Genomic DNA, 21,174 nt, shown 5'->3' on the forward strand with positions numbered 1-21,174 from the left:
TATCTGTATTAAAATCCGTTTTTATTCTAATATATGCTAATATGCGTATGCTAATATGTATAGAATTCACAAACGTTCGCTCGTTTGATCCGCTCAAATGTTTGCCTGTTTGATCCGCGTTTTTATAATTTTATTCTAATTATGTGCATATTGGCATATAATTCATTCCTCGACATAATATTCTTGTTATCCAAAACTGTCTAAATGATTTGCACCAGGCATTAATGGCTCTGTCGGTCCTACGCAAGCGTTAAAAACTATTTTATAAATATTTTTTATAAAACCAAAATTTACAGGAAGATTCTCAGAGTCATCCAATACTCAATGAATCCTTAATAAAGTGGCTAAAATCGGGTTGAGGTGTAGATCAGAGATTCTACGGACCGGTCTCAGGTAAATGTTCCCGGTTAAAGAACAGGCTGGGAAGGGTATAATCAGATTGAATAAACCATCTTAAAAAAAAGCTTATGTAATACATATCTAATTACTTAAAACCCTTATATCTTAAACGCCTGATTTAATTTTTAGAAATCCGTCAGGCTCAGAAATTAATGATTAGCTGGTTTTCTTCAGTGTATTTCAGAAAAAGTTCGGCGACGTCTTTTGAGCAGATAAATTCGATTCCAGGAATTAACTCTTCTTCCTTAAGGCCGATCATGTCCGAGGCAAGCTGGCAGCATCGGAACTCTACTCCCATCTCGATGCACTCCTTAACTGTAGCATCGTATTTGGGTGATCCTCTCGTTTTATCCTTTTTTGCAAGTAACACTCCCATAGGACCCCATAGAATAACCAGCACATTGAGCCCTTTACTCCGGTAATACTTCGCAAATTTGAGAGTTTCCTGCGGGCTGGTGCTTTCGTATACCATATTTTTAAGCAGCAGTAGTACCTTTTCGACTTTTGTCATAAGAACTCCAGGTCTAATTAATACATTTCTGAAACAGATTACCTAGATGTATATAAAGTTTCACATTGGAAAAGGGGAGTTAATATTTTTTCACTTTATTTAAATAATTCTGCTCATCTATGAGGGAATTTGTGAAATTCGGGTACTTACACATGGTTAACTAATTCTATCGAAGTGTAAAGTTAGATAGTTATTTTGCCGCTACCCTGCTAACCTGAGCTTTTGTAATGGCAAAAATTTTTTAAAGTTCGAGGCTAATTCTAAATGCTTGTTTCTCAAGATCCCGGCTTTGTAAAAACGATCATTCCGGGCTGAGTAATTTGTAAATTTTATCAGTGTTGTAAACTGAGAGTTCGGTTTGCCATCCTTAAAAGTAGCAGCCAGGCAATAAAGAGAAGAATAATGCCAGAATAATCGGTTTTATAACTGGTTCGCAGGAGAAGTCGGAATTCCGATTGAAACCTGAGTTTAATTTAAAGTTTGAACTTACGAAATCTGATTTCAAGATGTCCTGTTTTCAGACTTACATAAAAAGCCTCAATAAGCATAATCCGGATAATAACGGACTTTAATAAAAAAGGTAAGCAGAAGCTTACCTTACAATCACAACAACCGCACTTTTAACTTCAAGCACATCGACTTCCCTGCCGCCTGAGATTACTTCTTTCCTTATCTCTATGGTTTCGGGTTCAAGTTCGATCGGCTCGCCGTTTACAATAACGGTTATTTTTCCCGAAGCTGCCTGGGCTTCAACCGCAGCAGGGTCCTCTGCCTTGAGAGCTTTCACGACAGCACCTGCATCTTTTCTGAATCTGGGACCCAGAACACCCATATTGGGTTTAACTTCCACCGGTACATATTCAAAGGAAGGGGTACCTTCCATCAACTCGACTTCCGAGTTCGTAGCACCTGCAATATCCCCGGTATCGATATTCGAATTGTAGATTTCAAGCTTTTTCAAGGGGGCATTAAGAGCCATTCCCAGGTCGGACTTGTATCTGCGGACCTCACCTGTGATATCCTTGATCAGTTCTCCTGCAGCTTCGGCTTCCTCGTTTATGAGGCTTTCATCGACTGCCGGCCAGGATTGTGTATGGACACTTTCATCGCTAAATCTGGAATACAGTTCCTCCGCAAAGAAGGGTATAAAGGGTGCAAGTAAAAGTGAGAGCGTTTTCATTGTCCGGTAGAGTACATACTGGGCTGCTCTCCTGCCTTCAGGCTCATCGCCATAAAGCCGGCCTTTTACGAGTTCCAGATAGTTGTCAGCAAGGATTTCCCAGGCAAAGCCTCTTATGGCCTTGAAAGTGGAGTCAAACTGATACGCGTCAAGCTCTTTTGTAGCAGTGTCCACAAGCCTGTTAAGCTTGCTAAGCAGCCACCTGTCAATTATAAGGAGAGAATCAAGTGGGACTTTCTCTGCATCTTCAGACCCAAAGCCCTTCAGGTGAGACATCGAAAACCTGTAGATACTCCACATTTTCTGAAGGAAGCGCGAAGCTGAGACAACATCTTTCCAGCGGAACATTACATCCGAACCTGTGGAGCCGCCAACCGCACCCCATTGCCTGAAAGCATCGGCACTGTACTGTGAGGTCACTTCTTCCGGGGAAATTACGTTTCCAAGGGACTTACTCATCTTATGCCCGTCAGTCCCGAGCACCATGCCGTTGATCACTATGGAATCCCAGGGTTTCTTGCCTTCCAGGGCAAGGCTCCGCAGGATCGTATAAAAAGCCCAGGTTCTTATAATATCATGTCCCTGTGGACGGATCTGAGCGGGCAGGCGGAGCTCGTGCTTGCTTTCCCAGCCCGTCACATGTAACGCCGTAATTGAGGAGTCCATCCAGGTATCCAGCACGTCGGTTTCAGGTTCAAATTCAGTTGAGCCGCAGACGCAGGCCTTCTTCGGAACGGCTTCATTCGGGTCAATAGGGAGCCAGCTCTCTTCCGCAATCATGACTTCCCCGCAATCCTTGCAGTACCAGATCGGGATAGGGGTTGCGAAAATTCTCTGCCTGGAAATGCACCAGTCCCATTCCATGGTGCCTGTCCAATTCTGAAGCCTGACTTTCATATATTCGGGATACCAGTTGATCTCGTCTGCAGCTTTCAGAATAGCGTCATTGTCAATTTTTACGAACCACTGGGGTTCAGAAAGGATCTCTATGGGGGTGTCGCAGCGCCAGCAGAGTCCGACGTTCTGTTCCAGCGGTTTCTGGTCATAGAGGAAACCTGCGGCTTTCAGGTCAGCAATGACAGCCTCCCTGCACTCGGCAATGCTTAAGCCTTCAAATTTGCCTGCCGCTTTTGTCATCTTTCCCTGCTTGTCGATTGCTTTTATAAGCGGCAGTCCGTATTTCACCCACCAGCGTACATCCTGCTTATCTCCGAAAGTACAGATCATTACAGCGCCTGTACCGAATTCAGGCTCAACGTCCTCATCGGCAATCAAAGTCACTTTCTGCTCAAAGATAGGTACTGTAATCTCCTGGCCAATATACTGGCTGTAACGCTTATCCTTGGGATTTACTGCAACTGCAACACAGGCTGCCATAAGTTCCGGTCTGGTGGTTGCAATGTCTACCTTGTCAAAATGGACGAAATTAAGCTTTGTTTGCCTGGTTTCGTACTCAACCTCTGCAAACGCGATGGCAGTTTCACAGCGGGGGCACCAGTTTACAGGGTGTTCTTCGTGATAGATGCGTTCATCATTATACATCCTGACAAAGGATTTCTGTGTTTTTACAAAGTATGAGGGCTCCATGGTAACGAATTCGTTGCTCCAGTCCACGGAAAAGCCCAGGCGCAGCATTGTTTTGCGCATCCTGTCAATGTTCCCTATAGTCAGTTCCCTGCACAACCTGCGGAACTCGGCACGCGGAACCTGGTTTTTCGTTATCCCGTGAATCTCTTCAACCTTAACTTCGGTTGGCAGGCCATGGCAGTCCCAGCCCTGAGGGAACATTACATTGTACCCGCGCATACGTTTGTATCGGGCAACAAAGTCAATATAGCACCAGTTAAGCGCGTTTCCGATATGGAAATTTCCTGTAGGATAGGGAGGTGGGGTGTCAATAATATATTGGGGGCGGGTATCCTCTCCCCAGTTGAAGTGGTACATGGAGAGGTTCCATTTCTCCATCCACTTTTCCTCAACCTCGTTTGCATTATATTCTTTCGGAATTTCTGATTCTGTCATAAAGACACTCCATGATTGGGAATAGTGTAAGAATTTCTTGGGGTTTTAGAGTGCTTGCGATTATTTAAATATATCTGGTTTTAATTGAAGTGGAATTTCTTATTATTAAGTAATCATCCCGGATTTGTCAGGAATATACATCCGTGTTTCATGCTTCCATTTTCAATCCAAGAAACCAGTTTACAGAAAAGAAAATTTATTGTCGGTTCATTGCTAATCCAAAGGTTATCAAGTACAGTAGTACTGTCAGAAGATTCTAGTTTTCATGAAAATTATGAAATCCATTAAAATGGCAGAAAAGGGTGAAGAGGCAGTTTCGAGACGAAACTTATAAATGAATTCCAGTCTGGATTCAGCTCGGAACCGGCTCAGATTTAGCTTTAATTGAGCTTAAATAAGTTAGCTTCCTTCATTTTAAGCTCTGATTTCTCTCCTTCATATAATCTGTGATAGTTATGCATATTTCCATGCCTCACGGATATGCATTGCATTCATTCCGAGGCTCTGCGGCGGGTAAATATCATTTTCAGGCGTGTCGCCGATTGAAAGCACTTCCCAGGGTTCAAGCCCGAGACGGTCAAGTGCAATTTTAAAGAGCCGGGGGTCAGGTTTCTTGATACGGTGATCGGAAGACATAATTACGAAATTAAAACGGTCATATAAGTTCAGGAAGCGAAGTTCCTGTTCAGTAAACACCCTCTGGGCATTGGAAACTATACATTTCGGGACATTTCGGTATTTCTCAAGCAGGCGCAAGCTCCGGGGGTAGGCTTCAAGCTTTTTTATGGAAGCAGTCCTGAAGGTTTTCGCCGTTTCAATCCCAAGCCAGAAAGGATCGATTTCCCTGTATGCATTCTCGGCACAGATTTCCGCAAAGATTTCTTCTATGCGGATATCCGGGTGCTGCTGACCTGAACTTCCGAGCCTGTCTATTACTTTCCACCTGTATTCCTCTCTGAGCCGGTCAGGTTCGATTTTCACTCCCTGATAAAGCAGCCACCTGCTCAGCCTTTCGTTTGTTTCCCTACTTTTTTCGTCAGTCTTGATATCAATAAGGGTTTTATAACAGTCAAAAATCAAACCTTTTATTTTTCCGTTCTGGAGCATAGGGTTTCTCCTTCGTTTTTTCCGTAACCTTTAACATTTTTTGGGTTCCTACATTCTGATTTCCGTAATCCTATCTTCAATTAGTCGCTTAATGATAACCATCATATATAGATTTTATGTAAATATCTATATATTGCACAAATAGCAATATATAGTTTTAATTTATATAGACTTTATTTCGGGCGATGCCTGACCAATCAATATCCCGATCGGACCGTAACTGGCTGAGTGCAGAAATCAGTCCGGTGCAGTGTAATATTCAAAACCGAAATCTCAAACACCCTCTTAAAATGCTTTTTGCGAAAAACATCTTCCTGAGACGCCTGGTAAAATAACCGGTATAAAGTTAATCCATATTTAAATTCAAAAAAGTAAGGGATTCTCATAAAAAGAAAAAAGATTAAAGCAAGGCTTCTGGAGATTTACTACCGTCCTGAGAGGGTGATATTTTTTACGCCAGTTAGTCCGCCAAGCCGAATTTTTCCCAGGCTTCCTCAATACGCATGGCGCGCATTCCCAGTTTTCTTGCAGGCGCTATTTCGTTTTCGTAAGAATCTCCTATTGACATGACACATTTGGGTTCAAGCTCAAGGCCCATCTTTTTAAGTGCAGTCATAAAAAGCCTGAGGTCGGGTTTCTTGTACCTCACATCCGATGAGAAGATAACAAAATCGAAATAATCGTAAAGCCCCAGGAACCGTAGTTCAAGTTCGGAGAAAACCCTCTGCCCGTTGGAGATTATGCATTTGGGAGTGTTTATGCAATGTTCAATAAGTTTTATGCTCTGAGGGAAGGGACGGAGTTTCCGTATTGAGGCTGACCGAAAAACCCTTGAGGTTTCTATTCCGAGGCTTTTTTCGTCAATTTTCCAGATCGAGTTTTCCCTGCAAATTTCTGCAAAAATTTCTTCGACCCTTATCTCGGGATATATTTCCCTTGAATTCTCCATTTTTTCCATTACTTTAAAAATATACGTGTCCCATAGCTTTTCAGGGCTAATTTTTACCCCCTGGTAGGCGAGCCAGGCGCTCAAAACTTCATAAGTTTGCAGGTTATGTTCATCAGTATGGATATCGATTAGGGTCTGGTAGCAGTCAAAAATAACTCCTTTTATATGACAGCTTTCAAATGCTTCCTCTCCCTTCCTTGGAGAATAGCTCAGAAATGTGGTCGTGGCTTCATCCTTTTCGAGGTTGTAATCGTCCGAGATGCTCCTTCCTCCTATATCCCTTCATTTAAAGCCTTCTTACATAATTGGCTTTGATTTCCACTCAATTCCCTTTTTTATTTAATTAATCATTTTTTGTTTTCAACTAATTGGCTTTAATTCTTAGTTAATAGGCTTTTATTTTTTATTAATGGCTTTTAAGCACTCATGTGCCTCCTTAATCAAATAGTTTCTATAGTTGCCCTGATGGACTCTGGCCGAACGAATAAGTCCTATGCTCATGAAAAAAGGCAATACTCCGGTAACATAGTTAAAATCCTTCTCACCAGTGCAATATTCCCAGAGAAAGTTCCCTATATACGGTTCGGCTCTCCATCCTCCCCCCCGGTGCAGTTCGAATTCATTTTTAAGTTCTGCAGTAAGGATCCCCAGGTCTCTTACCGGGTGCGCCTGGTACCAGGAACTTTCAAAGTCGAGGGCATAGGGCTTGCCTTTGCAAAAAATGTAATTGGAGGGGGTAGCATCTCTGTGAACCATGCAGCCTTGCTCCCTGTTAAGCAGGGAACTGTACCACCATTGTCCGAGCAGTTTGTTAAAACCCTCTCTGGTTTCATGATCCAGATTCAGGTGGTCCAGTACTTCATGGTAGTTTCTGAACTCATTTTCCTTATTGTAAGAGGATTTCGTATTTTCATGGAGCTCTCGGAGCATGTGTGCAACTGCAGAAAGCCTCTCGTAAAGTTTTTCTTCATGGTTGAAGTACCAGGCCAGGGATTTTCCAGGTATATGCTCGGTTACGAGGACACAATTGAACTTCTTATTAAATGCAAGAGGCTTTGCAACGTTTATTACGGAAGCAGCCTTTTTAAGGTTCCTGTATTCATTCATCATGCCTTTATAAGGGTTATAATCTTTCATCCTGCCGGTAGGTTCGGCAAAAAACTTTGCCATTACGCTGAAGTTTTCACCCATAAACTGATACCTGCAGACAGTATGGGAGGAATCATACTTAAAAACGTTAACAGAACATTTTTTATTTCGGAGCCTGTGCTCCACAACTTCTTCAGCAAGCCAATCCCTGAAAGGATCTCCAGGTTTTAAAGTGTTAACATAGCGAGATGCCAACTCAAACTACCCCCGCTTTTTCGGAAATATTCACGATGTTGTATATTCTCTCCCCGCAGTATGCTCTCATCTCAATGAGTTTTCTAACAAAGAAGCTTCCAGTTCTACGTTTCAATTTCATAAACTGGCAACAGTATACTATAGTTTGGATATATTATATTGTTATTGGTGTTTGACTGTAAGGGGTTTATTTCTCTCTTTCCAGCTCAGGACCGCCGACATCAGCCGTGTTATTGTACCCTCTTTCCTCCCAGTATCCCCTGTAAGGCGAATCTCGGAGTTCGATTCTTACAATCCATTTAGCCCATTTGTACCCGTACTTATCTTCGGCTACGAGCTGAAGAGGAAAACCCCTGTCCGGAGGCAGGGTTATATCGTTGAGCCTGTATGCAAGGATTATATCGTTTTCTAGCAGGTAATCCCTGTCAAGAGAGGTAGAATACCCATCCGCGCTGTAAAAGATCACGGTGGTTGCATTTTTCATGGCTCCGGATTCTCCGAAAAGGTCAGCTACTCTTACACCTGTCCATTTTGCAGTGAAACTCCAGCCTTCCACACAGTTCAGCTCCACGACTTTCGAAACCTGAGGCAGTGCTGTTATTTCTTCATAAGTAAGGTTTAAAGGCTTCTCCACCAGCCCGTTAACCTGCAGCCTGTAGTCCTCCCTGTCAATATATTGGGTTCCCCTTATGGCATTATTTCGTTGCTGTGCGATTGGAGTCAGTGTTTTTCCTTCGTAGGAAAGATTTTCAGTTTCGTTGTTATAGGTATCCGGCTCTCCTCTTTCCGAGACACAACCCGAAGTAATGGAAATTATTAATGAAATGATCAGGAATAAAAGAATTAACTTCATGTATTTATTCCGCCCCCCGAGCCTTTTCTTGAAATCAACTCATTTATTATCTTATAGTTCATTTATTATATTCTTATTATTCTCTTTAAAATATGTGCACAGTTTGAATAAGTTAGTTTTAAGAATCTAATATAGGAGCCCTGATCAGGATAAGAAAAATCTGTAAAGTAAAAACTAACAGAGGAGTAAATAATGGGTATAAAGAAAAAACTGAAAATAAAAAAGTGTTAATGGAACCTGAGAATTCTCAGGTCTCATCGTATCCGATTTCTTCTTTTGTAAGGTAGCATGCAGGGTCATCTGCCCAGACATTCCCATATACGGCTTCGGCTCGTACTCTGAAGTTTCCGTTGCATACATCAAACCATTTGCATTTGGCACAGCGGTCTCCATGAGCCTGGATAAGCGGTTTTCTGTGCTTGAGCCCTGCCATGAGTTCATCGCTCAGGTCGTTCCAGATCTCACTGAACGGGCGTTCACGCACATTCCCAAAGGAGTAATGCCTCCAGAACTGGTCGGCATGGACTGCACCGTCCCAGGATACGCATCCGATTCCTATTCCTGAGGAATTGCCCTGGTTCATGGAGAGAAGTTCAAATACTTCAGCAGCCCTTTCCGGATTTTCTGTCAGCATTTTCAGGTAGATATAGGGGCCGTCGCAGTGGTTGTCCACGGTAAGGACTTCTGCAGGGAAGCCTTTTTCGTGCAGTTCTTTTGTCCTTTGCATAATCAGGTCCACGGCTTGCCTGGACTCTTCAAGGGAGAGATCTTCGTCCACCATTTTGGAGCCCCTGCCTGCATAAACCAGGTGGTAAAAGCAGATCCTGGGGATATTTTCTTTTTCAAGAAGGTCAAAGATCGCAGGGATATCCTTTACATTTTGTTTGTTGATAGTAAAGCGAAGCCCTACTTTTATGCCTTCTTCCTGGCAATTGTGCAGTCCCCTGAGAGCTGCATCAAAAGCTCCGGGCATGCCCCTGAATTTATCGTTTGTCTCTCTTATGCCATCAAGGGAGATCCCCACATAAGAAAGCCCGACCTCCCTTAGCTTTTTAGCCAGCTCCTTATCAATCCGGGTACCATTTGTAGAAATTACTGCCCTCATCCCTTTCTCGCGGGCATAGGCTGCAAGTTCTGGCAGATCTTTTCTTAGAGTCGGTTCCCCTCCGGAAAAGAGGATTACCGGACTTCCGAATTGTGCAAGGTCATCGATTAGAGCTTTGCCTTCCCCGGTCGAAAGCTCGTTTTGAAATTCGATATCCTTTGCCTGGGCATAACAATGAACGCACTTCAGGTTGCAGCGGCGGGTCATATTCCAGACCACAACTGGCTTTTTATCTTTTGAGAACTGCAGAAGGTGAGAGGGGAGCCTCTTTGATTCCCTTCCATAGCGCAGTGCATCGGAAGGCTCCACGGTTCCGCAGTAAAGTTTTGAAATACCTATCATATTGATCCTTTTCAAATTCTTAAAGCTGGTTCTTTATAGCTTTTAGCAGGGCTTCAAAGGTAAACTCGTCGGGAATTACGTTTGTGTTAATTCCATATTTTTTCAGGGTATTTCCTGTAGGCGTTCCTATAGCTCCTATCACAACCCCGTTAAGAGTCTCTTTTATGGTTTCCTCTGCTCCCAGCCCTTTTGCATGCTTCATAAAACCTTTTACCATCATCGAGCTTGTAAAAGCAAAAGCATCCACTTCCCCTGCAAGCGTGCGCTCGATCAGCTCTTTCTGGACTGCTCCTTCAGGAATACTGAGAGTGTACACATGGGTCTCATAAACCGTAGCTCCGCACTTCTCGAGCCCTTCTATTAAGACTTTAGCCCCAAATGCGCTCCTTGCGAGATCAACTATTTTTCCTTTTACTTCAGGGCAAAGAGCCTCCACAATTCCTTCAGAGCTGTAGTCAGCTGGCAGGAAAGAGTTGTCAATTCCGATTTTTACAAGCTCCTTTTCCGTATTAGGCCCGATTGCGATTACCCTGGTGTTCTTAAGTCCCAGGACAAAGTTTTCCTTTTCGGTCTCAGAGAGCTTTTCAAGGGTAAACGTTATTCCGTTTGCACTGGTAAAAACCACGTAATCGGAAGCTCCGGAAAGGACTCTCTGTACAAATGGCTCAAAACCTTCATCTTTTACGTCTTCGAGCTTTATCATGGGAGCATATAACGGATTAAAGCCGTAATCCCTGGCAAGGGCCTCTGATTTTTCCCTGTAGTTTTCCGGCCTCATGATTGCAAGGACCGGAATTTTTGTCTTCTCATATTCTCCTGTCATATCTGATCCCTTCGCATTTGTCAAAATTCGGTCCCTGTACGCTGCTCTCCAAGGATCTCATGAAGCCTGACCACATCTCCTACGACTGTTATGGCAGGGGCCTTTACTTTACGCTCATTCGCAAGTTCTGCGATATTCGCAAGAGTCCCTACGGTAACTCTCTGGTCAGCCCTGGTCCCTCTCTCGATGACTGCAACAGGTGTTTCAGGGTCCTTGCCGTGTTTAATTAGCTCATCTGCGTTCCGGCCGAGCATTTTCACGCCCATAAGGATAACAATTGTTCCCCCGAATTTTGCCAGGGTTGCCCAGTCGAGCCAGCTTTCAGGCTTTGTGGGGTCTTCGTGCCCGGTTATGAAAGTGACCATAGAAGTGCTTTCCCTGTGGGTTACCGGAATTCCGGCATAAGCAGGCACTGCAATCGCAGAAGTGATCCCAGGTACTACTTCAAACTCGATGCCTTCGGCTACAAGTACCTCGGCTTCTTCTCCACCTCTTCCGAAGACATAGGGATCGCCTCCTTTAAGCCTGACCACCTTCTTTCCTTCTTTTGCCTTCTGCACGAGCACCTCATTAATCTCAGCCTGTGTCATAGTATGGTTGCCGGCGTATTTGCCGACATCGATCTTTTCCGCACCTGCAGGCATTGAGTCCAGAATAGCTTTTCCAGGGAGCTGGTCATAGATAATTACTTCAGCACTGTCAATCAGACGGCGGGCTTTCAGGGTAAGAAGTTCAGGGTCTCCTGGGCCCGAACCTACAAGGTAAACTTTTCCGTAATTTCCTGACATATAATGACGGTTCCTTTTTTCCTTTATATTCCTGATAGATAATCCTCTCTCTTCGCCTGCTTCTTCCGGGTCTCAACAGATGACTTTCACTCTTGCTGGGGAAGCCCGGTTGAAATGACTATTATCTTCAGGGAAGAAAGTATGTCTTCTAAGAGGAAAGATTGATAGAAATGTAAATCTGTAGGGTTTAAAGGGCTTTTATAATAAATAATATCCCATCTTAACATAGTTTTATTTACTTAACTTCTATATATCAAGTCTTATACATCTCGCCCGCGTCCCTGTCTCTTACTTAACCGCACTGTTGTCAGTGGGCTTTTGATCAAACTTTTTTGGGAAAAAGTTTGTGTTAACTCATAGTAATTAATAAATACCTCTTAAGTACTTAGTAAATTCGATATGCTTCGCGTAATCTTTCTAGGCACTGGAGGCTCTCTGCCTACCCGCAACAGAAATCCGTCCGCAGTAATGGTCAACCGGGAAGGAGAGCTTATCATGTTTGACTGCGGAGAAGGCACTCAGCAGCAAATGATGAGGGCAAAAACAGGGATGATGAGCCTGTCCTCTATTTTTATCAGTCATTTCCATGCAGATCACTTCCTGGGAATCCCCGGGCTGATCCAGACGATGTCCTTCTTGGGGAGAAAGGAGCCTCTTCTTATCTACGGACCTGAGGGAACAAGGGAATTTACCGAGCTTTTTAAAGCTCTTGGCTATTTCAATCTTAAATACGAAGTGTGTGGCATTCCTTTGAAGCCAGGGGATATTGTGGAAAAGGAGGGATATGTAATCCGGGCTTTAAAAACCGAACATAGTATTTCAAGCCTCGGATACGCCCTTATAGAAAATCCCCGTCCGGGGCGTTTTAACCGGGAAAAGGCAATCGAACTGGGGATTCCTCCCGGCCCTCTTTTTGCAAAATTGCAAAAAGGAAATCCGGTAGAAGTCAATGGAATAATCGTAAAACCGGAAGATGTAATGGGAGCCTTGAGGCCCGGAAGGACCATCGTATATAGCGGGGATACCAGACCCTGTGAGCCCATTCTCGAAGCCAGCAGGGATGCAGATGTGCTGATTCATGACAGCAGTTTCGCGGACGAGATGGCAGACTGGGCGGAAGAGTCCAAACATTCGACAGCAGGAGAAGTTGCAGCCCTGGCAAAGGAAGCCGGAGTCAGGAAGCTTATTCTTACCCATATAAGCTCCCGATATACCGACGATGCTGAGCCTTTACTTAATGATTCGAAGAAAGTTTTTGAAAACGTGATTATTGCCGAAGACCTGCTGGAAATCGAGGTTCCCTACAGGTCGGAATAAAACCTCAAATTTTTATTTCGAGCACTCATAAAAAGCGAATACAGGTTATTCCAGGTTATTCTTAGAACCGGCTTAAAGCAAGCATAAAAGCTCTAAAATTCTTCAAGGAATTCGAGATAGTTCTTAAAAAAGATTAAAAGTATTGGGTTCTGTATCCGGGCATATTAGCGGAAAGAAACTGTAGCAGATATAATCTGCATCGAAGCAGGACCGGGCAACTCAAACAAGAGTCCAGTCCAGTTTTTTGTTTTCAGCATCGTAAAGTGTAACCTGCATAGTCTTGTCTTCTACTTCATAAACTGGCTTGATACCGAAATAAAGAGTATCACCATAATTGATATTTAGTTCACCGTTAACTCTACTGAAATATACTCTGCCTTTTGTATTTTTTTCTTCTACTGTTACACCCTTCCACATCAAGTTCTGAATTACGTTTACAACTCTGCACTCAAACCTGTCAACTTCACGTATTTCATTCATAGGGATCCCTTTTATTTTTACTTATTTTTGTTAAGGCTTTATTTCAAATCGTTCCTGCTAGAAAATAACTATTTTTATACATAAAATTATTCCTGCTCTTTAAGAGAGGAGAAAAACATGTAAAAATACCACACTGAGATAAGTAAACTTTATACTGAATCAAATAAAAAATTCTACTGAAGCTCAAATAAAACATTCTACTGAAGCTCAAATAAAACATTCTACTGAAGCGGGTAAAAACTATATTGAAACAGGTAAAGATTAATTTAAATATTAATCCTTCTAAGAAATGAGCCCTCAGAAAATATGGTATTGAAAATAAGTACTTATAAAAGTACTTTAAAAATACCTTACTTAACAGTAACGTACCTGTCTTCTGGCTTAAATGTAAAGTTCGGAAGGTCCCTGAAGGGGGTCTTTTCTGCCAAGTTTTGCAAGCGCATTTTCGAAATCTTTGCTTGCAACTATTTCCCGGTCTTCTATAATTGCCTGGTGAAGAGCGGTCTTTAAAACCTTTTCAACAAGATCTCTGCCCGAAAGCCCATTTGCTTTCTTCGCAAGAGCCCGGAAGTTACACTCCTCTACCTGTAGTGGGAAGGTTTTTACATTTGATTCGAATATCCTGAAGACCTCTTCTGCTCCGGGAAGAACGAACTCAATTTCTTCCTCGAATCGGCTCCTTATAGCTGAATCAAGGGTGTTAATCCTGTTGGTAGAGCAGATGGTGCATACTCCATCGCGTTCCACTATACCATCCATTTCAGTCAGTAGGGCATTTACAATTTCGCTTACGTCTCCTCTCAACTCCTGGAATTTTCGGTCCAGGGCTATGGCATCAAGTTCGTCGATAAAGATTATACAGGGAGCCATTTCTTCCGCTCTATCATAAAGCTGGTGAATCTGGCGAGCTCCGTCTCCCACATATTCTCCTATTAGCTGTGTAGCCTTGACAGGAATGATAGGCACATCGGTTTTATTTGCAAGAGCTTTTGCAAGCATGGTTTTTCCGGTGCCCGAAGGTCCGTAAAAAAGGATATTTCTTGGCGCCCATTTCCCGAAGCGTTCGGGCTCTTCGAGGAAGCGTTCAATCAGCCTGCACTTTTGCTTTGCAAGCTCCTGCCCGATTACATCTTCAAATTTAACGCTGCTCTTTATTTCTGCCGAGGAAGGAAGACCGTTTTCCTCTTCCGTTACGATAATTGAGGTTGAACTTCCTATTATGGATTCTGCAGGTTCCACATCTATAATGCGGTAAGCAAAATCCGGGAACATCCGCCGGTCAAAAAGATAATCTCCCTTGCGGGCAACATATCCGTTCCACTGTTCTCGGGCATAGAATTCAAAAACATCCCGATTTTCAATAACAGGATATTCGTCCATCATGCCGCTTAACGGATAACCTTCAGGCTTCAGGATAAGAAGCTCGGAGGTAGATTTTCCAAACTCGGTATTATTTTCATGAGTCTTTTTCGCGTTCACTCTTTGTGAGACTGGTCGCACTTTGTTATCAACTCGAATACTTTTCTATACCCCTATAGTAATCCGAAGAGCTAATAAAATTAACCCATAAACCACGCAGAATATTCGATTGCGAAAGGCTCACATTCTCATTGGGACTGATAGACGGTCTTCTAAAAGCTTTTCACTAAGCAACTTCCGGGTAATTTTCAGACCGGGTCTGTTCTCCAGAGATTCAGGTAATAATTAAATATCCAGATCTTCAATGTAACAATGTATATGTCTTACAGGACATATCCATGAGTGTAAAATATTTATATGAGTAAGCAAATAAGTGATTTATTATTTCGAAGAGACTTGAATTATCGACTGCGCAAAGTAACAGGCTTTTAGAGGTTCTCATGCAAGAATTTTGGAATTGCGGACCTTTGCAGTGCATACGAAGGTCTGATCTGAAAGAGAAAGCTAATATATTAGATAAATAATATAAAACTCTTAATTATTGAATCAGAAGTTATTTTCAAACTTGTTTGAAAATTTGCCAGGAACGTTGAATCAATTACCTGACTAATATATTTATGTATAATTCTTAAATTGTACAGTGATATTAAGTCGGTAATACTGCAGCCTAACGACTTAAAAATTCCAGTGCCTAAATAAGGTAATTTCAGAGTATGATTTTTATGTTTACTATGGAGAATACGGAAGGTTTCGACCAAAAAACTCTTGATAAGATGAATGCTGAAGTCAAGAAAACGATGAGCAAGCAAGATCCGAAATCAAAGGATTATAAAAAATTATTTGAACAGGTTGAAGATCAGGTCTTCGACAAATATTGTTCCGAGGTGTTCAGGCCCTCTCTTAAACTTTAATAATTTACCGTTAAGGATTTACCGCTGGTAAATGCAATATCGGTAAATTTATTCCTTATTTACTTTTCATTTTTTATTAAATTTCTATTCTTCCAATTTGGCTTTGTCGTTATTTTTTCTCTGTATTCTTGATTATCTTCATTTTTCGTTATGTATTTTCGTTATGTGTTTCCGTTATTTATTTCCGTTATTTATTTCCGTTATTTATTTCCGTTATTTATTTCCGTTATTTATTTTCGTTATTTATTTTCGTTATTTATTTTCGTTATTTATTTTCGTTATGTACTTTGTTATCTGTATTTTTTCCGTTATGTACGTATTTTGTTATCGATACCCTTTACTGACTGTATCTCTCGCTACTCAATCTTTTTTATCTGCATTTCCATTCATTTTATCCTGTTCTGGATTTTAGTTGTATCAATAACTTTTTTATATTCCTCTCTCTTATTTTCAATTATGTTTTCTTGCAGTAAAACCAGAGCTCTGAGTTTTTTCCTTCTTATTATGCTTTTATTTGTCCCTATAGCAAGTGCAGCCTCAAGTGCAGGCGACATCAAAAAAGCCGAGCTTTATAAAGCTCCTGAGAATTCTACTATTGAAAACGATCTCTTTGCGGAACTGAGTACAAAAGCCGAGCTTTATAACCAGGGGTTTGAGAAAGTTCCCGCAGCCCTCAAGAAGCTTGTAGCCAGTGAGGAAATTGCCGGGATAATTGAACTTGAGAACGGCGAAATGCTTTACGTGACTTTACTCATGAGAGGAGGAGCAATAGGAGACTTCTACACTTATGACACCCCTACCGACCCTAACTCTAAATTCGGGCCTTCTATAACAGTGGAAACCGATGAGAAAACCGTAAGAAAAATTCTTGAATCTAAAGAGCCCTTAAAAGAAGCTGTAAAAAACATGAATGACGGCTCTCTACAGGTGGAAACCGAAGGATTCTTCCGGGATACAATGCTCTGGACACTACAGAAACTTTACGCATAAAAGCAGCTTTATTCTGAACTTGATTGTATAAAGCAGGCTTGAAACTCCCTTTCCCGGAAAGGGGTTCCAATTTTAATTTCTGAGTTCCTGACTTTATCTTTAAGAATTCCTTATTCGTTCTCAGAAAACCTTGATTTTGTTTCTGGAATTATTTTATTTTTCATAAGCCTGGAGTCGGGATGTAAGGCTGGAGCCGGTATTAATGTTTGACGATATCCCCTGGATACGTAAATCTTCCTTTTTCCATAATCACGCCGGTATTAATGCTTGAATTGATACCGGTGTGCACGTCATCTCCCATAATAACTCCGAGTTTTCTCCTGCCTGAGTCAAGAATCCTGCCTTTTACCATTACTTTTATATTTTTTCCATCATGTCGGAGATTTGCAACTTTCGTACCCGCCCCGAAGTTGCAGCGGCGCCCGATAATGCTGTCTCCTATATAACTCAGATGACCCACATGGGTATGTTCCATGATGATAGTATTTTTTATTTCGACGGCGTTTCCTACCCTGACATGGTTCCCGATTGCAGAGAAAGGGCGGATAAAACAGTTAGGCCCGATATCACAGTTCTCCCCTATTATCACAGGGCCTTCTATATAAGAACCGCTCCTGATAAGAGTGCCTTTTCCGATTACAACCTCCCCTTTTATGGTTGCATTCGGTTCCACGGTACCCTCACACCTGCCCTGAAGACCTTTAAGGAGATGTTCCTCTGCTTTTAGGAGGTCCCAGGGATACCCTATATCTATCCACCTGCCGTCAAGAGGGCTGTAACCCACAGCTGATCCATTGTCGATCAGCATCTGGAGTGAATCCGTAATCTCAAATTCGTTTCTCACGGATGCCCCTGTTCTATCAATGAGGTCAAAAATGGATTCCCTGAAGAGGTATACTCCGGCGTTTGCAAGGTTAGTGGGAGGATTTTTAGGTTTTTCTATTATCCTGACAACTCTATTATTCTCAGTTTCAAGCACTCCGAAATCCGAAGGGTTTTCTACTTCCTTTACGCAAATGACTGCTTCCTCTGTCCTTGAGACAAGGGCTTTCAGGTCTTCCTGTCCTATCAGCATATCCCCATTAAGTACAAGGAAGGCTCCATCAACATAGCCTTTAGCACAGCCTATAGCATTTGCAGTTCCTAGTTGCTCTTTTTGCCGTACGTATTCTACGCTCGTCCCCCATTTGCTTCCGTCCTCGAAATACTCCTTTATCTGCTCTTCAAGATAACCGGTAATGAAAACAAAGCCTTCAATGCCTGCTTCTATGGCTGAATTGAGTATATGTTCAAGAATGGGCTTATTCGCAACCTGGAGCATGACCTTGGGGCAGTCGGAAGTCAGAGGTTCCATCCTTGTGCCTTTGCCTGCCACAAGGACAACAGCCTTCATTCAAGCGCCTCCTTTACTATCTTTTCAGCCATCTCGAAAATCTCATCAACATTTTCCCGGGCTTCAGCCGTGATTCTCACTTTTGCCTCCGTTCCCGAAGGGCGGACAAGTACCCAACCGTTATTCATTTCCACACGAATGCCGTCGATATCAAGGACTTTTCCCAGAGGCTCGAGTTTAACCTTTACATTTTCCATAAACTCTGCTTTCTTTTCGTTTGCACAGGCGAGAGCTCCTCTCTTTGTGGCATATCTGGGAAGCTCTTCTCGAAGCTCGCTTAATTTCTTTTCCTTCACGATCTCCACAAGCTTTGCAGCTGCGTAGATTCCATCCGGGCAGTAGGAGATCTTCGGGAAAATCCAGCTTCCTGATGGCTCGCCTCCGTAAATAGCGCCGCACTGTTTTATGCCCTCTGCGACATAGACATCTCCCACTCTTGTCCTCACGATTTTCGATCCCTTAAGACAATCATCAACCATCAAAGAGGTGTCAACAGGCACGACAACCGTACCTTTGCTGCCGTTGCATTCATAGAGCCCGAAGATTGCAAGCAATTCGTCGCCAGAGACAAAATTGCCTTTTTCGTCCACTGCCATCATCCTGTCTGCGTCACCATCGTGCGCTATCCCGAGATCGGCTCCGAAATCCACAACAGCTTTTTTGAGCATGGAAAGGTTTTCATCGTTCGGCTCCGGGTTTCTCGCAGGGAAGTGGCCGTCAGGCTGGGCATTCAGGGTTATCACCTCACAGCCCAGCTCCTGAAGAAGATAAGGGCTAATTGTCCCTCCTGCTCCGCATCCGCAGTCCAGTACTACCTTCAGGCTGGAACTTCCTACAAGCTTTTTAATCATATTTATATGGGCACGGATAGCGCTTCCGTCCTCTTCGAATTTTCCTATCTTGTTCCAGGGAACTCTGGAAAAATCCGCATCCTCAATGGCTCTCTCAATTTCATCCTGCTGCGCCGAGTCGAAGGCCATGCCGTCAGGATTCCAGAGTTTGATCCCCACGTACTCGGATGGGTTGTGGGAAGCCGTAACCATTACACCGCATTCGTATTCTCTGGCTGCGTATGCCAGGGTCGGGGTAGTAACAAGACCGATCTCCGTGACAGTACAGCCTGCTGCAGTCATTCCTGCAATCAGGGCATGCTCAATCATAGGGGCCGAAACTCTTGGGTCCCTCCCGATAACTGCAGTCTTCTTCCGACTTCCCAATACAAGCCCTACATTCAGCGCAAGCTCGGGCGTGACTTCTTTGTTTGCTATTCCTCTTATTCCTGAAGATCCGAAGAGTTTCATATATCCCACTCCGAAATTTCCTGAAGTGTATTTTCTTTAGTTCTCTTGATTCTTTATTTTAAATTTTCAGTCTTTCAATTATTCCACGGTGACACTTTTTGCAAGATTACGAGGTTTGTCAATCGAGCAGCCCCGAGCAAGAGCAGTATAATAAGCAAGCAATTGGAGGACTACAACACTGAGCAGCGGAGAAAGAAGTTCGCTACTCTGGGGAACCGTAAGGACAACATCCGCATACTTTCCGATCTCGGTGTCTTTATTATCGGCTACTGCTATAACCGTCGCATCCCTGGCTTTCACTTCTTTTATATTGCTCAGTACCTTATCGTAGGTCTGCCCTCTTGTTGCAATGGTAACTACAGGAGTTCCTTTCTCAAGCAGGGCAATCGGCCCGTGTTTAAGTTCGCCTGCAGCGAAACCTTCAGCGTGCAGGTATGAAATCTCTTTTAGCTTGAGAGCCCCTTCAAGGGCAATCGGATAATTAAGGTGCCTGCCGAGGAAAAAATAGCTCTTTGCATGAGCAAAAAGCTCTGCACATTCCTTCACTGTCTCCTTCTGGTTAAGGATCTGCTGAATCTGGCCCGGTACCTTTCTTAAATCCGTGATGAATCCTTTGACATAATTAGGGCTTAGCTTGCCTCTTGCCAGAGCAAACTTTACGGCAAGCAGATACAGTAGTGTGAGCTGGGTACTGAAAGTCTTGGTTGCGGCAACCCCTATCTCAGGCCCTGCTCTTGTATATAGTACACAGTTAGCTTCTCTTGTAATGGTGCTTCCTACAACGTTTGTAATCGCAAGCGTAGGGCAGTTATAAGACATGACTTCCCTCACAGCTGCGAGGGTATCCGCAGTTTCTCCTGACTGGGTAATCGCAATGGCAAAAGTCCCCTCACTCATAACCGGACTTCTGTACCTGTATTCCGAGCAGATATCTATATCGCAATGGATTCCTGCCAGCTGCTCAAAAAGATATTTTCCAAGCAGCCCTGCATGCCAGGAAGTTCCACATGCCAGAATCTGAACCCTTGAAAGCTTTCTTATCTCATCCTCAGTCATATTAAATTCGTTTAGAGATATGGTTCCTTCAAGCTCAGAGACCTTACCTGCAAGTGTGTTATGAATCGCACTCACCTGCTCGTGAATTTCCTTTAGCATGAAATGTTCGTAGCCGGCTTTTTCAGCAGCTTCAAAATCCCACTCGATCTTTTCTATCTTCTTTTCGCGGGCTTTTCCTTCTCTGTCGAAGATCTCCACACTTGTAGGAGTCATAACTGCGGTTTCAAAATCATTTACAAAAATAACATCCCTTGTATAATTCAAAAAAGCAGTTACATCCGATGCGGCAAAGTTTTCCCCTTTTCCTAGTCCAATAACAAGCGGGCTGTCTTTCCGCGCAAGTACGAGTTTTCCCTGTTCGTCAGAACAGAGAATTGCAAGGGCATAAGAACCTTCAATCTCTTTTAGCGCTTCCCTGAGTCCTGTAAGAAGTTCGCACTTTGCTTCTTTTCCGTCGGGCTTCCCGTAGAGATGTTTGTGCAGGAGATGTGCAATCACTTCTGTATCAGTTTCAGACTTAAATTCGTATCCTTCTGCAGTCAGTCGCTCTTTCAACGCCATGTAGTTTTCTATGATTCCATTATGCACAACCGAGATCTTGCACGGATTTCCTGAGTTGTGCGGGTGAGCATTTATAGTGCTTGGTCTTCCGTGGGTTGCCCAGCGGGTATGCCCTATTCCTATATTGCCACCTATATTGTTAGGGATTGTGGTTTCAAGGTTTACGATTTTACCTACTGATTTGTAAGTATCGACTCCGCTGCCCAGAACCGAAATCCCGGCAGAATCATATCCACGATACTCGAGTTTTTTCAGGGATTCTATAATAACAGATGCAGCAGAATTTTCCCCTGCATACCCTACGATTCCACACATTTTTTCAC

Annotated in this window: 16 protein-coding genes; 2 read left to right on the forward strand and 14 right to left on the reverse strand. The window is 43.0% G+C overall.

Annotated elements, in window-relative coordinates; genetic code table 11:
- Positions 1-541: 541 nt before the first annotated feature.
- From EQO05_RS06075 to cobA, 9 genes are all read right to left on the reverse strand, one after another.
- On the reverse strand, positions 542-910 hold the full coding sequence (locus tag EQO05_RS06075; RefSeq protein ID WP_128504730.1) for a DsrE family protein: 369 nt from the start codon (positions 908-910) through the stop codon (positions 542-544).
- Between the two features lie 592 nt (positions 911-1,502).
- Complete coding sequence (locus EQO05_RS06080; protein WP_128504731.1) at positions 1,503-4,112, reverse strand: valine--tRNA ligase; 2,610 nt, start codon at positions 4,110-4,112, stop codon at positions 1,503-1,505.
- 453 nt (positions 4,113-4,565) lie between these two features.
- On the reverse strand, positions 4,566-5,219 hold the full coding sequence (locus EQO05_RS06085; protein WP_128504733.1) for an HAD family hydrolase: 654 nt from the start codon (positions 5,217-5,219) through the stop codon (positions 4,566-4,568).
- A 460-nt stretch (positions 5,220-5,679) separates the two neighbouring features.
- Positions 5,680-6,444: an HAD family hydrolase gene (locus tag EQO05_RS06090; RefSeq protein ID WP_128504735.1), complete on the reverse strand. Its 765-nt coding sequence runs from the start codon at positions 6,442-6,444 to the stop codon at positions 5,680-5,682.
- A 120-nt stretch (positions 6,445-6,564) separates the two neighbouring features.
- On the reverse strand, positions 6,565-7,512 hold the full coding sequence (locus tag EQO05_RS06095) for a phosphotransferase (protein WP_128504737.1): 948 nt from the start codon (positions 7,510-7,512) through the stop codon (positions 6,565-6,567).
- A 187-nt stretch (positions 7,513-7,699) separates the two neighbouring features.
- On the reverse strand, positions 7,700-8,365 hold the full coding sequence (locus EQO05_RS06100) for a molybdopterin-dependent oxidoreductase (RefSeq protein ID WP_128504739.1): 666 nt from the start codon (positions 8,363-8,365) through the stop codon (positions 7,700-7,702).
- Between the two features lie 247 nt (positions 8,366-8,612).
- Positions 8,613-9,812 carry a 12,18-didecarboxysiroheme deacetylase gene (gene ahbC / locus EQO05_RS06105; protein WP_128504740.1) on the reverse strand — a complete coding sequence of 400 codons (1,200 nt, stop codon included), beginning with the start codon at positions 9,810-9,812 and terminating at the stop codon, positions 8,613-8,615.
- Positions 9,813-9,831: 19 nt separating this feature from the next.
- Positions 9,832-10,635, reverse strand: coding sequence for a uroporphyrinogen-III synthase (locus tag EQO05_RS06110; RefSeq protein ID WP_128504742.1), 804 nt, complete (start codon positions 10,633-10,635; stop codon positions 9,832-9,834).
- A 20-nt stretch (positions 10,636-10,655) separates the two neighbouring features.
- Complete coding sequence (cobA, locus tag EQO05_RS06115; protein WP_128504744.1) at positions 10,656-11,423, reverse strand: uroporphyrinogen-III C-methyltransferase; 768 nt, start codon at positions 11,421-11,423, stop codon at positions 10,656-10,658.
- Positions 11,424-11,822: 399 nt separating this feature from the next.
- On the opposite strand from cobA, the gene rnz reads away from it, so the two are divergent.
- A complete protein-coding gene (gene rnz / locus EQO05_RS06120; RefSeq protein ID WP_128504746.1) occupies positions 11,823-12,740 on the forward strand; it encodes a ribonuclease Z in 918 nt (305 codons plus the stop codon).
- Between the two features lie 219 nt (positions 12,741-12,959).
- On the opposite strand, the gene EQO05_RS06125 is transcribed toward rnz, so the two are convergent.
- Both EQO05_RS06125 and EQO05_RS06130 read right to left on the reverse strand, forming a co-directional pair.
- Positions 12,960-13,220 carry a hypothetical protein gene (locus EQO05_RS06125; RefSeq protein WP_128504748.1) on the reverse strand — a complete coding sequence of 87 codons (261 nt, stop codon included), beginning with the start codon at positions 13,218-13,220 and terminating at the stop codon, positions 12,960-12,962.
- A 381-nt stretch (positions 13,221-13,601) separates the two neighbouring features.
- The gene (locus EQO05_RS06130) at positions 13,602-14,720 is read right to left on the reverse strand and encodes an AAA family ATPase (protein ID WP_128504750.1); all 1,119 of its coding nucleotides are present in this window, start codon (positions 14,718-14,720) and stop codon (positions 13,602-13,604) included.
- Positions 14,721-16,054: 1,334 nt separating this feature from the next.
- Between EQO05_RS06130 and EQO05_RS06140 the strand changes: the two genes are divergently transcribed.
- The gene (locus EQO05_RS06140) at positions 16,055-16,540 is read left to right on the forward strand and encodes a hypothetical protein (RefSeq protein WP_240664385.1); all 486 of its coding nucleotides are present in this window, start codon (positions 16,055-16,057) and stop codon (positions 16,538-16,540) included.
- Positions 16,541-16,739: 199 nt separating this feature from the next.
- Here the strand turns inward: EQO05_RS06140 and glmU are convergent, their stop codons facing one another.
- The 3 genes from glmU to glmS all read right to left on the reverse strand — a co-directional run bounded on the left by glmU (position 16,740) and on the right by glmS (position 21,166).
- Positions 16,740-17,933 (reverse strand): bifunctional sugar-1-phosphate nucleotidylyltransferase/acetyltransferase, encoded by a 1,194-nt coding sequence (gene glmU, locus EQO05_RS06145; protein WP_128504756.1) that lies wholly within the window; start codon positions 17,931-17,933, stop codon positions 16,740-16,742.
- Positions 17,930-19,234, reverse strand: coding sequence for a phosphoglucosamine mutase (gene glmM, locus EQO05_RS06150; RefSeq protein WP_128504758.1), 1,305 nt, complete (start codon positions 19,232-19,234; stop codon positions 17,930-17,932). The genes glmU and glmM overlap by 4 nt, the downstream gene beginning before the upstream one ends.
- A gap of 78 nt (positions 19,235-19,312) precedes the next feature.
- A complete protein-coding gene (gene glmS / locus EQO05_RS06155; protein WP_128504760.1) occupies positions 19,313-21,166 on the reverse strand; it encodes a glutamine--fructose-6-phosphate transaminase (isomerizing) in 1,854 nt (617 codons plus the stop codon).
- Positions 21,167-21,174: the final 8 nt, after the last annotated feature.

It is taken from the genome of Methanosarcina sp. MSH10X1, from assembly GCF_004099695.1.
Lineage (GTDB): Archaea > Halobacteriota > Methanosarcinia > Methanosarcinales > Methanosarcinaceae > Methanosarcina.